10 protein-coding genes are annotated in these 13,326 nt (G+C 71.6%); 5 read left to right on the forward strand and 5 right to left on the reverse strand.

Annotation, left to right across the window (positions count from 1 at the left end):
* Positions 1-13 precede the first annotated feature (13 nt).
* Genes ABZW14_RS13915 through mmsA form a run of 3 tightly spaced genes read right to left on the reverse strand, consistent with a single transcriptional unit; the run spans position 14 to position 4,021 of the window.
* Complete coding sequence (locus tag ABZW14_RS13915; protein ID WP_355344960.1) at positions 14-1,123, reverse strand: sugar-binding protein; 1,110 nt, start codon at positions 1,121-1,123, stop codon at positions 14-16.
* 55 nt (positions 1,124-1,178) lie between these two features.
* Positions 1,179-2,477 carry a multiple monosaccharide ABC transporter permease gene (gene mmsB, locus ABZW14_RS13920; protein ID WP_355344963.1) on the reverse strand — a complete coding sequence of 433 codons (1,299 nt, stop codon included), beginning with the start codon at positions 2,475-2,477 and terminating at the stop codon, positions 1,179-1,181.
* Complete coding sequence (gene mmsA / locus ABZW14_RS13925; RefSeq protein WP_355344966.1) at positions 2,474-4,021, reverse strand: multiple monosaccharide ABC transporter ATP-binding protein; 1,548 nt, start codon at positions 4,019-4,021, stop codon at positions 2,474-2,476. Before mmsA ends, mmsB begins: the two co-directional genes overlap by 4 nt.
* Positions 4,022-4,380: 359 nt before the next feature.
* Here mmsA and ABZW14_RS13930 point away from each other — a divergent pair, with 359 nt between their 5' ends.
* From ABZW14_RS13930 to ABZW14_RS13940, 3 genes are all read left to right on the forward strand, one after another.
* The gene (locus ABZW14_RS13930; RefSeq protein WP_355344969.1) at positions 4,381-5,412 is read left to right on the forward strand and encodes a LacI family DNA-binding transcriptional regulator; all 1,032 of its coding nucleotides are present in this window, start codon (positions 4,381-4,383) and stop codon (positions 5,410-5,412) included.
* Between the two features lie 183 nt (positions 5,413-5,595).
* On the forward strand, positions 5,596-8,739 hold the full coding sequence (locus ABZW14_RS13935; protein WP_355344972.1) for a GH92 family glycosyl hydrolase: 3,144 nt from the start codon (positions 5,596-5,598) through the stop codon (positions 8,737-8,739).
* A 110-nt stretch (positions 8,740-8,849) separates the two neighbouring features.
* Entirely contained in the window at positions 8,850-9,593 is a 744-nt protein-coding gene (locus tag ABZW14_RS13940; protein ID WP_355344975.1) for an N-acetyltransferase, read from the forward strand.
* 3 nt (positions 9,594-9,596) lie between these two features.
* Here the strand turns inward: ABZW14_RS13940 and ABZW14_RS13945 are convergent, their stop codons facing one another.
* The gene (locus tag ABZW14_RS13945; RefSeq protein ID WP_355344978.1) at positions 9,597-9,902 is read right to left on the reverse strand and encodes a DUF1330 domain-containing protein; all 306 of its coding nucleotides are present in this window, start codon (positions 9,900-9,902) and stop codon (positions 9,597-9,599) included.
* Between the two features lie 216 nt (positions 9,903-10,118).
* On the opposite strand from ABZW14_RS13945, the gene ABZW14_RS13950 reads away from it, so the two are divergent.
* The gene (locus ABZW14_RS13950) at positions 10,119-11,102 is read left to right on the forward strand and encodes a hypothetical protein (protein WP_355344981.1); all 984 of its coding nucleotides are present in this window, start codon (positions 10,119-10,121) and stop codon (positions 11,100-11,102) included.
* A gap of 46 nt (positions 11,103-11,148) precedes the next feature.
* Positions 11,149-11,481 carry a putative quinol monooxygenase gene (locus ABZW14_RS13955; protein WP_355344984.1) on the forward strand — a complete coding sequence of 111 codons (333 nt, stop codon included), beginning with the start codon at positions 11,149-11,151 and terminating at the stop codon, positions 11,479-11,481.
* A gap of 15 nt (positions 11,482-11,496) precedes the next feature.
* Here ABZW14_RS13955 and ABZW14_RS13960 read toward each other — a convergent pair whose 3' ends face one another.
* Entirely contained in the window at positions 11,497-13,131 is a 1,635-nt protein-coding gene (locus tag ABZW14_RS13960; protein ID WP_355344987.1) for an MFS transporter, read from the reverse strand.
* Between the last annotated feature and the right edge of the window lie 195 nt (positions 13,132-13,326).

Raw genomic sequence — 13,326 nt, forward strand, 5'->3', positions numbered from 1 at the left:
TGGTGCGCGGGGATTACTTGGTGAGCGGGGCCAGCTTCGGGTCGTTGGCGTACGCCTCGGCCGCGTTGGCCTTGGTGACGGCCACCGGCGGCAGGAGGTAGGTGTCCACGACCTTGACGCCGTTGTTGTACGACTTGGTGTCGTTCACCTCGGGGGTGTTACCGGCCTGCAGGGCCTTCACCATGGCGATGGTCTGCTTGACCAGGTTCCGGGTGTCCTTGTTGATCGTCATGTACTGCTCGCCAGCCATGATCGACTTGACCGACTCGACCTCGGAGTCCTGACCGGTGACGACCGGGATCTTCTTGCCGGCGCCCTTGATCGAGGTGATGATCGCGCGGGCCAGGGTGTCGTTCGGGGAGAGGACGCCGTCCAGCTCCTTGTTGCCGTAGGTCGAGGTCAGCAGCTGGTCCATGCGGGCCTGCGCACCCTCGGCCTTCCAGCCCTGGATGGCGGTCTGCTTCACGTCGGTCTGCTTCGAGGCGACGACGACGTTGCCCTTGTCGATCTCCGGCTTGAGCACGTCCATGGCGCCGTTGAAGAACACACCGGCGTTGTTGTCGTCCGGCGAGCCGGAGAACAGCTCGATGTTGTACGGGCCGTTCGGCTTCTTGGCCTTCATGCCGTCCAGCAGGGCCTGGCCCTGGAGCTGGCCGACCTTGAAGTTGTCGAACGCGACGTAGTAGTCGAGGTCCGGGGTGTTGGTGATGAGGCGGTCGTACGCGATGACCTTCGCGCCGGCGGCGTGCGCCGCGGCGACCTGGGTCGACAGCTGCGCGGCGTCGGTCGCACCGATGACGATGACCTTCGCGCCCTTGGTCACCATGGCGGTGATCTGGGCCTGCTGGTCGGCGACGGTGGTCGACGCGCCGGCGTACTGCACGTCGCTCTTGAAGCCGGCCTCCTTGAGGCCGTTGGTGAACAGGTCGCCGGCGAGGACCCAGTTCTCCGAGGTCTTCGACGGCAGGGCGACACCGATCAGGGAGTCGGCCGCGAAGCCCTTGGTGTCGCCGCCCTTGGCGCCGCCGGTGTCGCCGTCGCGGCCGGAGCCGCAGGCGGTGGCGGTCAGGGCCAGCGCCGCGATGGCGCCGATGGCCACCGACTTGCCGATGAGTTTGCGCATGGCTGGATGGTGCCCTTCTGGAGAGGTGATACGGGGTGTGAGGCGGGGTGGAACGTCAGCTCGGCACGGCCGTGCGGGCGGTTTCCCGTTCCGCGTCGGGAGGTGCCGTGGGCGGGGTGGGCGTGTCGCGGCGGAACGAGCGGGTGAGGCTGCCGATGACGGAGAACTTGCCCTGCTTCTTGTTGTAGACGTCGAGCGCGACGGCCAGCAGCAGCACCAGGCCCTTGATGATCTGGACCCGGTCGGTGCCCACGCCGAGCAGCTGGAGGCCGTTGTTCAGCACGGCCATGACCAGACCGCCGACGATTGAGCCGCTGATGGTGCCGATGCCGCCGGAGACGGCCGCGCCGCCGATGAAGACTGCCGCGATGGCGTCCAGTTCCCAGCCGTTGCCGTCCTGCGGGCCGGAGGCCGCCGAACGGGCCACGAAGATCATGCCGGCCAGGGAGGCCAGGACGGCCATGTTCATCATGACGAAGAAGTTGACCCGCTTGAGCTTCACACCGGAGAGCTCCGCGGCCCGGGAGTTGCCACCGACGGCGTAGATGTGCCGGCCGCCCGCGGTGTTCCGGGTGTAGAAGGAGTACGCCAGCACCAGCGCCACCAGGATGATGCCGGAGACCGGGAAGCTCGTGCCCACCCGGCCGCTGGCGAACCGCAGCGACGCGAAGACGATCACGCCGACCATGACGGCCATCCGGAGCACCGAGATCCACATCGGGGCCGGCTCGGCGTCCATCTCGCGGCGGGTCTTGCGGGCCTGGAACTCCCGCCACACCACGGCCACGCACGCGGCGAGGCCGAGCAGCAGCGTCAGGTTGTTGTAGCCGGTGTCCGGGCCGACCTCGGGCAGGAAGCCCGAGCCGATCACCCGGAAGCCCTCCGGCACGGCGATCGTGTTCGCGTTGCCGATGAACTGGTTGCCGCCCCGGAAGAGCAGCATGCCGGCCAGGGTGACGATGAACGCCGGCACCCCGATGTAGGCGACCCAGAAGCCCTGCCAGGCGCCGATGATCGCGCCGATCACCAGGCCGAACAGGATGGCGACCGGCCACGGCAGCGACCACTCCGCCATCGACTTGGCCACCAGGATGCCGGTGAACGCGGCGATCGAGCCCACCGAGAGGTCGATGTGCCCGGCGACGATCACCATGAGCATGCCGATGGCCAGGATGAGGATGTACGAGTTCTGGTTGAACAGCGCGATCAGGTTGTCCGATCGCAGGGTCAGGCCGTCCGTGAGGATCTGGAACAGGACGACGATCGCCACCAGGGTGAAGATCATCCCGAACTGGCGGGCGTTGGACGTGGTCCCTCCGAAGAGGTTCTTCTGCAGGTCCTTGATTCGGCTCATCGTGTCTGCATCTTCTTCGTCGAGGTCATCTGCTTCATGAGGGTTTCCGGGTCCGCGTCCTGCCGGGCGATCTCACCGGTGATGGCGCCTTCGAACACGGTGTAGATGCGGTCGCAGAGCCCGATCAGCTCGGGCAGCTCCGAGGAGATGACGACGACGCCCTTCCCCTGGTCGGCGAGCCGCTGGATGATGCCGTAGATCTCGTACTTGGCGCCCACGTCGATGCCGCGGGTCGGCTCGTCGAGGATCAGGAGGTCCGGGTCCGTGAACATCCACTTCGCCAGGACGACCTTCTGCTGGTTGCCGCCGGAGAGCTTGGAGACGCCCTCGTCGACCGTCGGCGCCTTGGTGCGCAGCTCCCGCCGGTAGGACTCGGCCGCCTTGTACTCCTCGACCTCGTCCAGGACGCCGTGGTGCGAGATCTTCGACAGCTTGGCGGCGACCGTGGAGGTCTTGATGTCGTCGAGCAGGTTCAGGCCGATCGCCTTGCGGTCCTCGCTGACGTACGCGAGCCCGTGGGCGATCGCGTCCGCCACCGACTTCAGGACGATCTCCTCGCCGTCCTTGATGATCGTGCCCGACTCGTACACGCCGTAGGAGCGGCCGAAGACGCTCATGGCCAGCTCGGTGCGACCGGCGCCCATCAGGCCGGCGAAGCCGACGATCTCGCCGCGCCGCACCGTGAAGCTCTCGTTCTTGCAGACCTGCCGCTCGGCGGAGATCGGGTGCCGGACGTTCCAGTTGCGCACCTCGAAGAAGACCTCGCCGATCTTCGGGGTGTGGTCCGGGAAGCGGCTGCTCAGCTCGCGACCGACCATGCCCCGCACGATCCGGTCCTCGTCGACGCCGTCCGCCTTGACGTTCAGCGTCTCGACGGTCCGGCCGTCGCGCAGGATGGTGATCTGGTCGGCGATGGCCTCGATCTCGTTGAGCTTGTGCGAGATCATGATCGAGGTGATGCCCCGCGAGCGGAAACCGCGCAGCAGGTCCAGCAGGTGCTGCGAGTCGGCCTCGTTGAGCGCGGCCGTCGGCTCGTCCAGGATGAGCAGCTTGACGTCCTTGGCGAACGCCTTGGCGATCTCCACGAGCTGCTGCTTGCCGACGCCGATGTCCTTGACCAGGGTGTCCGGGTCCTCCCGGAGGCCGACCCGGGCCATCAGGTCCAGCGCCATCCGGTTCGCGGCCTTCCAGTCGATCGCGCCCCGCTTGCGAGGCTCGTTGCCGAGGAAGATGTTCTCGGCGATCGACATGCCCGGGATGAGCGCGAGCTCCTGGTGGATGATCACGATCCCGGCGTTCTCGCTCGCCCGGATGTCGGAGAAGCGGGTCTCGGCGCCCTGGTAGATGATCTGGCCGTCGTAGCTGCCGTACGGGTAGACGCCGCTGAGCACTTTCATCAGGGTCGACTTGCCGGCGCCGTTCTCGCCGACGATGGCGTGGATCTCGCCGGCCCGGACCACCAGGTTGACGTCGGCCAGGGCCTTGACGCCGGGGAACTCCTTGGTGATGGAGCGCATCTCCAGGAGGACGGGCAGATCGCTCATCGCTCCCACCACCTTGCCAACGTCATGGCCGCCTCCGCGGGTTATGACCTTCGCTCACTTTTCGTTGTCGTGGGCAAGGAAATCTCGTCGGGGGCGCTTCCGCAAGTGCCCAGGTCGCTCTTTTGCGTAACAAGTCGGTAATATCGACCGCCACGCTCAGTGACCTTCGCGACGCCCCCTCGGCCTGCCCGCAGGCGCGGCGAGGGTGCTAGCGACCAACCCATGACAACGTTGACGCCGCATCGTATACCGCAGTTTTCGAAACGGCCTGGTGACCCGGGCCGGCCAGGTGACGGCGGTGCCGCCGACCGGCGGCCGAGCCGGCGATCCCCCGACACCCGGGTGTCATAATTCCCGCCATGACCGCTGACCGGAAGGCTGGTCGACCGAGCCTGGCCCAGGTCGCGGCGCTGTCCGGCGTGTCGGTCAAGACCGCCTCCCGGGCCCTCGGTGGCGAGCCCCGGGTGGCCCCGGAGACCCGGTCGCGGGTGCGCGACGCCGCCGACCAACTCGGCTACCGGCTGAACGGTGTGGCCCGGGAGCTGCGCCGCGGCGCGAGCACCTCCACGCTGGTCGGCCTGCTCATCGGGGACCTGGCGAACCCGTTCTACTCGCGGCTGGCCGGTGGCCTGGAGCGCGACCTGCGCATGCGGGGCCTCCAGTTGATCACCGCGAGCACCGACGAGGATCCGGAGTGGGAGCGGCGGCTCGCCGACGCCCTGCTGGAGCGGCGGGTCCGGGGGCTGGTGATCGCCTCCACCGCGACCGCGCACGCCCACTTCGCGGCCGAACACCGGCACGGCATCCCGTTCGTGTTCGTGGACCGGCCGCCGGTCGAGCTGGCGGCCGACACCGTCCTGCTGGACAACCACCACGGCGCCCGGCAGGCCGGCGCCCACCTGACCGCGGCCGGTCACCGGCGTATCGGCGTGGTCGGGGACCTGTCCCGGCTCAGCACGCACCGTGACCGGCTGGACGGCTTCGCCGCCGCCATGCGCGCGGCCGGCGTGGCCAACTGGGCGGACTACCTCGTGGAGAACGCGCACGACGTCGCGGCCGCCGAACGGGCCGTGCTCGGCCTGCTGGCCCGTACCCCTCCCCCGACCGCCCTGTTCACCCTGAACAACCGGATCACCCTGGGGGCCCTGCTGGCCCTGCGGGGGCACCCGGCGCCGCCCGCGCTGGTCGGCTTCGACGAGGTGGACGTCGGCGACGTCCTGGGCGTGAGCGTCGTGGCGCACGACCCCGAGGACATGGGCCGGCGGGCGGCGGGACTGCTGCTCGACCGCATCGACGGTCACCGCGGACCGGCCCGGCAGGTGGTCATCCCGACCCGGCTGCTGGCCCGTGGCTCGGGCGAACGGCCGCCGGCCCCGACGGCCGGCTCCTAGCACGCCGCGCCGCCCTGGCGGGCGGCGGGCGAATTCCGTGGCGCGGTCGCGGTGGGCCGACCGGTCGGGGCAGGACCGTCACCCATTGACACACACCTCTGCGCGCTCTACACAAGACGGTGACACCTGTCGATGACAACGATGTCACGACGTGTCCTCCGCGCCTCGAAGGAGGATCGCCTCATGCTCCGATCAGGCCCGTCCCGTCTGCTCACCCTGGTGGCCACCGCCGTCACCGGAGCGTCCGTACTCGTCGCGGTGGCCGCGCCGGCCGCCGCGGCGCCGCTCAGCCTCACCCCGTACGTGAACCCGTTCATCGGCACCGACGACAGCAACGCGCCGAACCCCGTCGGCGGCGGCGCCGGCGGCAGCACCGTCCCCGGCCCCGTGCAGCCCTTCGGCATGGTGAAGCTGAGCCCGGACACCCCCACCGCCTCACCGTCCGGCTACCGCTTCAGCGACACCCAGATCGAGGAGTTCAGCCTCACCCACTTCAACGGCGCGGGCTGCCCCAACAACGAGGACCTCGGGATCCTGCCCGTCACCGGCGCGCTCGGCGCCTCGCCGGGAACCTCGTGGACCGCCTACCGCGCCACTCAGGACAAGGCACAGGAACAGGCCCGGCCCGGCTTCTACCAGGCGGTGCTCAGCAACTACGGCAACACCCGCGTCGAGGCGTCGGCCACGCGGCGCAGCGCCATCCTGCGGCTGACCTATCCCGCGACCAGCACCGCGCGGGTGCTCGTCAACACCAGTCGCAGCGCCACCGGCAGCCGCGCCGGCTCGATCCAGATCAGCGGCTCCACCGTGACCGGCAGCGTCACGGGTGGCGGCTTCTGCGGCAACAGCAAGACCTACCAGATCTTCTACCGGATGGAGTTCGACCGCGCCCCGAGCGGCGTCGGCACCTGGCTCGGCGGCACCGTCACCGCCGGCTCCACGAGCGCCAGCGGCACCAACTCCGGCGGGTACCTGACCTTCGACACCTCGGCCAACCCCGTGGTGCAGGTCAAGGTCGGCATCTCCTTCGTGAGCGCGGCCGGCGCGCAGGCCAACCTCGCCGCCGAGCAGTCCGGCTTCGCCTTCGACACCGTCCGCGCCGACGCCGACGCGCAGTGGAACGCGATGCTCAACCGCGTGCAGGTCACCGGCGGCACCACCGCCGACCTCCAGAAGTTCTACACCGCGCTGTACCGCGTGTTCATCAACCCCAACCTGGCCAGCGACGTCGACGGGCAGTACCGCGGCTTCGACAACGCCGTCCACACCGCCGGCCACCCGGTCTACCAGAACTACTCCGGCTGGGACATCTACCGGTCCTGGGCAGCGCTGATCGCCTTCCTCGCCCCCACCGAGGCGACCGACATCGCCCGGTCCATGGTGCTCGACGGCCAGCAGGGCGGCCTGCTGCCGAAGTGGTCGCACAACACCAACGAGGCCTTCGTCATGACCGGCGACCCCGGCCCGATCATCGTCGACAGCATGTACCAGTTCGGTGTACGCGGCTTCGACACCGCGGCGGCACTGGCCCTCATGAAGAAGAGCTCCGCCGGCGGCACCACCCAGGGCAGCCCGATCCGCGGCCGGCAGAGCGGCTACGTCCAGCGTCACTACATCGACGGCGACCCGTCCGACTCGCTGGAGTACTCCGCCAGCGACTTCGCGGTCGCCCAGTTCGCCCGGGCCCTCGGCGACACCGCCACGTACGACACCCACATGGCGCGGGCGCAGTGGTGGCGCAACACGTTCAACACCGAGTCGGGCTACATCCACCCCCGCAACGCCGACGGCACCTGGCCCTGGCCGCTCGACCCGGCCAGCCAGTCGAACTACGTCGAGGGCAACGCCTCGCAGTACACCTGGATGGTCCCCTACGACCTCGGCGCCCTGATCGACCTCATGGGCGGGCGGCAGACCGCCGTCCAACGCCTCGACCACCACTTCACCCAGACCAACGGCGGGCAGTCGCAGCCGTACTTCTACATCGGCAACGAGCCGGAGCACGGGGTGCCGTGGGCGTACCACTTCGCCGCGGCGCCGGCCGGCACCAGCGCCGCGGTCCGGCGGATCATGAACGAGTCGTTCACCACCGGCCCCGGCGGCCTGCCCGGCAACGACGACCTCGGCGCCACCTCCGCCTGGTACGTCTGGTCGGCCCTCGGCATGTACCCGCCCACGCCGGGCGCGGACACCCTCGCCCTGCACGGCCCGCTCTTCCCGTCGGTCCTCGTCGACCGGCCGGCCGGCGACGTGCAGATCAGCGCCGCCAACGCGGGCCAGGGCAACCAGTACGTGCAGAGCGTCGCCGTCAACGGAGCGGCCAGCCGGCGCACCTGGCTGCGGTACGGCGACCTCGCGGGCGGCGCCACCCTGTCGTACACGATGGGCGGCACGCCCTCGGCGTGGGGCACCGACCCCGCCGACGTGCCGCCGTCGTTCACCGACGGGGCCACCCCGCCGCCCGCCGCACCGGAACTGGGCGCCAACCTGGCCGCCGGCCGGCCCGCCACCGGCTCCGCCCCGTGCAACGCCGCGGAGGGGCCGGAGAGGGCGTTCGACGGACGCCTCGGCAGCGCCAGCAAGTGGTGCTCGCTCGCCGCCGGCACGAAGGTCCTCCAGGTGGACCTCGGCGCGAACCGGACCGTGGGGTCCTTCGTGGTCAAGCACGCCGGGCTGGGCGGGGAGAACACCGGCTGGAACACCGGCGCCTTCACCATCGAGACCAGCACCGACGGCAGCACGTGGACGACCCGGGCCACCGTCTCCGGCAACCGCGCGAGCCGCACCTACCACCCCGTCCCGGCCACGACGGCCCGGTACGTGCGACTCAGCATCACCACGCCCACCAACAACGGCAACAGCGCCGCCCGGATCGACGAGTTCGAGGTGTACGGCACCGCCGGCGCGACGAACCTCGCGTTGAACCGGCCCGCCACCGCCGACTCCCAGTGCGCGAGCACGGAGGGGCCCGAGAAGGCCGTCAACGGCAGCACCACCGGCGGCAACTCCGACAAGTGGTGCGCGACCGGCGGCACGAAGTCCCTACGCATCGACCTGGGCGCCGCCCACCACCTCCAGTCGATCACCGTTTACCACGCCGCCGCCGGTGGCGAGGATCCCGCCTGGAACACGCGGGACTTCGACCTCCAGGTCTCCCCGGACGGGTCGGCGTGGACGACCGTCGCGCAGGTGCGCGGCAACACGGCCGGGGTGACCAGCCATCCGGTGTCCGCCGACGGCAGGTACGTGCTGGTCAAGGTGCTCACCCCCACCCAGACCACCGACGCGGCCGCCCGGCTCTACGAGGTGGAGGTCTTCGGCACCTGACCGTGACGGCCGCACCCGCTCCGGCGGCGGCCGGTGCCCGGGGGCACCGGCCGCCGCCGGAGCGGAAAAGAACGTGCGGTCCGGGCGGCCGCCGCCCTACCCTGCCCGGCGTGACCCTGGACATCGTGAGCCTGGCGGAGCGCCCCGACCTGGCACCCCTGCTCGACACCGGCTTCGACGGCGCCTGGCCGCAGTTCATGCTCTGGGACCCGATGGGCTCGGTCTACTACAGCGTCGCCCACGACCTCTACCCGGAGTTCGTCTTCGCCGCCGTCGACCCGGCCGATCCCGGCCGCGCCGTCGCCCGGGCGTACGCCGTGCCGCTGCGGTGGACGGAGGACGAACTGCCCGACGGCGGCTGGGACCGGATGATCCAGCGGGCCGCGGTCAACCGGCTCTCCGGCGCCACCCCGAACCTCGTCTCCGCGCTGGAGATCTGCGTGCGGCCGGACCGGCGCGGCGGCGGCGTGTCCGGGCTCATGCTCGCGGCGATGCGCGACGCGGTCGCCCGGCAGGGCTTCGACACCCTTGTCGCGCCGGTGCGCCCCAACGGCAAGGCCGCCGTCCCCGACGTGCCGATGAGCGAGTACGCGGCCCGGGTGCGCCCCGACGGCCTGCCGGTCGACCCGTGGCTGCGGGTGCACGTGCGGGCCGGCGGGGTGATCGAGCGGGTCGCGCCCCGATCGATGGCGGTCACCGGGACCCTCGCCGACTGGCGCCGGTGGACCGGGCTGCCGTTCGACGCCAGCGGACCGGTGCACGTGCCGGGCGCGCTGGCCCCGGTGCTGGCCGATGTCGCGCACGACCACGCCGCCTACGTCGAGCCGAACGTCTGGGTGCGGCACCGGCTGTAACGGTCAGGCCGGCCAGGCGTGGCCGATCCCGTCGAGCAGGAGGACGACGCCCTCGGTGGCCGCCTCCCGGTCCCGCGAGATCTCGCGGTATTCCGGCGAGGTGGACCACCGCTCGAAGTCCTCGCGGTTCTCGAAGGACATCAGCACGACCTTCTCGTGCGGCCAACTCCCCTCGACCACCCGCGGGGACGCGTCGGCGGCGAGCAGCCGCCCGCCGTGCCGGGCCAGGACGGGCAGGAAGGCGGCGACGTAGCGGTCGTAGCGCCGCCGGTCGTGGACGGTGATCTGCGCGAGGGCGTAGACGGTCACCGGCCCAGGCTACTCACCGGTACGCCCTACCGGTGTCCCCCGGCCCGGCACCGGACGGCCGCCCAGCGGCCGACCACCGTGGACCGTCAGGTTGCGCACCGCCCCGGTACGGGAACTGTCAACTGCCCGATCCGCCGTGGCCAGATCGCTCCTGACCTGCGAATACTGGACACCACAGGCCAGCGGTCGCGCTGCGCCGGTTGGGGGGCAGGCACCATGATCGACGAGGAGACCCAGCCCGGAAGCACACCGCAGACCCCGCCACCGCCGCCGCTACCGGCGGCGCTCGGCGGGGGCGGCGGGTCCATGGTGCCCACCGCCGTGTGGCAGGTGCGGGTACGCACCAAGCTCGACGACCTGTACCAGCAGCTGAGTGGCCTGGCGGCGCGCGACCCCGCATCCGCCTCCCGGGTCGCCGCGCTGCGCGCCCAACTGTCCGGGGCCGAGGCCGTGCTGGGCCGCAGCGGCGTGGTCGCGTGGCTGCGCGGCGGCAACCTGGAGTACGCCTGGCAGACCATCCACGCGGTGGAACGGGCCATGGTGGAGCTACGGACACCCGCGGAGCTGCTCGGCCTGCTGCCGGCGTACCAGGGCGCGGCCGCGCAGTTCCTGAAGGCCGACGACAAGGTGCTGACCGACTTCGACGCCTCGGCCGACGTCGCGGCACCGGAGCGGTTCCAGGCCAAGGTGCAGGCCCTGCTCCTGCGCTACCACTCGGCGTCGGACGAGTTCCACGAGTCGGTGCGCCGGCTGCGTAACCGGATGCTGGGGCTGTCGGTCTTCGCGCTGGTCGCGGAGGCGCTGATGGTGGTGGTGCAGTGGCGCAGCCGCGACGTGCAGCTGCTCAAGCCGCCGACCGACGCGGCCGGTGTGCCGGCCTGGCGGCTGCTCGTCTTCGTGCTCATCGCCGGCGCGCTCGGGGCGTTCATCAGCGCCCTGCCCTCGATGATCACCTCACGTTCCGGCGGCCTGCCCTACAAGCTGCCCTTCCAGCAGGGCCTGCTGAAGCTGGCGATCGGCCCGCTCGTCGCGGTCGTCGGGATCATGCTGGTGATCGGCGGCCTGGTGGAGACAACGGTGAACAGCACGGCCGCCCTGCTGGGCGTGGCCATCGTCTTCGGCGCCGGGCAGCAGGCGGTCACCGCGTTCGCCGACCGCCGCGCGTCGGAGCTGCTCACCCCGGTCACGAAGGGGGGCTGAGCGGCGACGGGGGCGAGCGGCCGCCGGCCTGGGTAGCCTGAAGCGCATGATCTTCATTACCGCGAAATTCCGGGTCCGGCCCGAGGACGCCGACCGCTGGCCGCAGATCGCCGCCGAGTTCACGGAGGCCACCCGGGCCGAGCCGGGCTGCCTCTGGTTCGACTGGTCCCGCAGCCTGGACGACCCGACGGAGTACGTGCTGGTCGAGGCGTTCCGCGACGGCGAGGCCGGCGCGGCGCACGTGCAGTCCGCGCACTTCCGCGAGGCGCAGCGCACCCTGCCGCCGCACCTGGCCGAGACGCCCCGCATCGTCAACACGACCGTGCCGCAGCAGGACTGGTCGCGGCTCGGCGAGATGGCCGTGCCCGAGGGCGACTGACACCGGGACGGCCCGTCAGCACACCTGCTCGCCGGCCGCCTCCGCCCGGCCGACGGCCGCCGGCAGCAGGTGGCGCACCACCGGCGCGCCGTCGGACAGCTCCCGCGCCCGGTTCTCCGCCTCCCGGTCCGCCTCGGTCAACCGGCCGCCGTGCTGGCGCAGGTGCTCGTCCCAGGAGGGCACCAGGTAGACCTCGCTGAACTGGTCGGGCGTCTCGCCGGTCCGGAAGAGCCCCCAGCGCATCGCCCCGGTGCGCTGCCGCGACCCGCGGACGTGGTCCATCGCGCCGAGGAACTCCGCCTCCCGTTCGGGCCGGACCGTGTAGGTGACCGTCACCAGCACCGGCCCGACCCGCGGGTCCGGTTGGAGCGCGAGGGACAGGGGCGGCCGGTAGGCGGTCGGGTCGCGGGTCAGTCCGCGCAGGTCGGGCAGCGGCCAGATCTGCGACGTCACCGCACCGATCAGCATGAGGGCGGCCGCCACGCCGAAGGCGGCGACCAGCCCGGCGAGGTCGGCCACCACGCCCCAGAGCAGCGCCCCGACGGCCTGCCCGCCGCCCTGGACCACCTGGTACACGGCCAGGCCGCGGGCGCGTACCCAGCCGGGCAGGAAGAGCTGGATCTCGGCGTTGACGTTGGAGAGCACGGTCACCCAGGCCAGCCCGGCCGGCAGCAGGGCGACCAGCACGACCGGCACGCTCCGGACCGTGCCCACCAGGATCAGCGTCACCCCGTACACCGCCCCGGCCAGCAGCAGGAACTGGTTGGGCTTCAGCGCGGTGCGGGTCCACGACAGCAGCAGCCCGCCCAGGATGGCGCCCACCCCCAGGGCGGCCAGCAGCAGGCCGTACCCGCCGGAACCCAGGCCGAGCCGGCGGCTCGCCACCAGCGGCAGCAGCGCCCACAGGGCACTGGCGGGGATGATGAACACCAGCGCCCGGCGCAGCAGCCGGCGCACCGTCGGCGAGTGCCGCACGTAGCGGCCGCCGGCGCGCAGCGCGGCCGTGAACCGCTCGGGCACCTCGACGGCCCGGGCGCCCCCGGAGCGCCACCGGAACAGCGCCAGCGCGAAGATCAGGTAGGCCACCGCGTTGAGTCCGAAGACCGGGGCCACGCCCACCCGGGCGATCAGCACACCGGCGGCGGCCGGCCCGACGGCACGGGCCGCGTTGACGCTGATCGCCCCGAGCGCGGAGGCGGCCCGGAGCTGGTCGCGGGGCACCAGCTCGGGGATGATCGAGGCCCAGGCCGGCAGGGTCAGCGCCTGCCCGACGCCGAAGGCGAAGGTGAGGGTGAGCAGCAGCGCCGGCGGCATGTGCCCCGCCGCCGTGAGCAGCGTCAGCGCCACGGCCACCGCCACCAGGAACAGCTGCACGGAGATCAGCAGGTGCCGGCGGTCGAAGGTGTCGGCGAGCGCGCCCGACGGCAGCGCGAGCAGCAGCATCGGCAGCAGGCTGGCGGTCTGCACCAGGGCGACCAGCGTGGAGGCGTTGGCCTGGTGCACCAGCAGCCACTGCGCGCCGACGGTCTGCATCCAGGTGCCGATGTTCGCCGCCAGCAGGGCGAGCCACAGGTTGCGGTAGACCGCGGTGCGCAGCGGCGACCAGGCCGAGAACGACTGCTCGGCGGTGGCGTCCGTGGTGGCGGTCACCGTCCCATGCCCCTCCCCCGTGTCGCCCCGCGCGGGCCCCGTGCCGCCGCCGGGTTCCCGGCGACGGCGGTTCCACACTCCGGCCCACCGGCCGGGTGTGCGGCCGGGATCAGCGGGAAAGGCAGACCGGCCTGTCGGCACCCGGCCTGCCTCTCGACCGGGCGCCGGCACCTTCTGGACATGGGGAGACGACGT

Source organism: Micromonospora sp. NPDC004551 (assembly GCF_040609975.1).
Lineage (GTDB): Bacteria > Actinomycetota > Actinomycetes > Mycobacteriales > Micromonosporaceae > Micromonospora.

Excerpts from the sequence above, each read along its gene's own strand:
- mmsB (WP_355344963.1), bottom strand. The coding sequence starts at position 2,477 with ATGAGCCGAATCAAGGACCTGCAGAAGAACCTCTTCGGAGGGACCACG.
- ABZW14_RS13935 (WP_355344972.1), top strand. The coding sequence starts at position 5,596 with ATGCTCCGATCAGGCCCGTCCCGTCTGCTCACCCTGGTGGCCACCGCC.
- mmsA (WP_355344966.1), bottom strand. The coding sequence starts at position 4,021 with ATGAGCGATCTGCCCGTCCTCCTGGAGATGCGCTCCATCACCAAGGAG.
- ABZW14_RS13915 (WP_355344960.1), bottom strand. The coding sequence starts at position 1,123 with ATGCGCAAACTCATCGGCAAGTCGGTGGCCATCGGCGCCATCGCGGCG.
- ABZW14_RS13950 (WP_355344981.1), top strand. The coding sequence starts at position 10,119 with ATGATCGACGAGGAGACCCAGCCCGGAAGCACACCGCAGACCCCGCCA.
- ABZW14_RS13930 (WP_355344969.1), top strand. The coding sequence starts at position 4,381 with ATGACCGCTGACCGGAAGGCTGGTCGACCGAGCCTGGCCCAGGTCGCG.
- ABZW14_RS13955 (WP_355344984.1), top strand. The coding sequence starts at position 11,149 with ATGATCTTCATTACCGCGAAATTCCGGGTCCGGCCCGAGGACGCCGAC.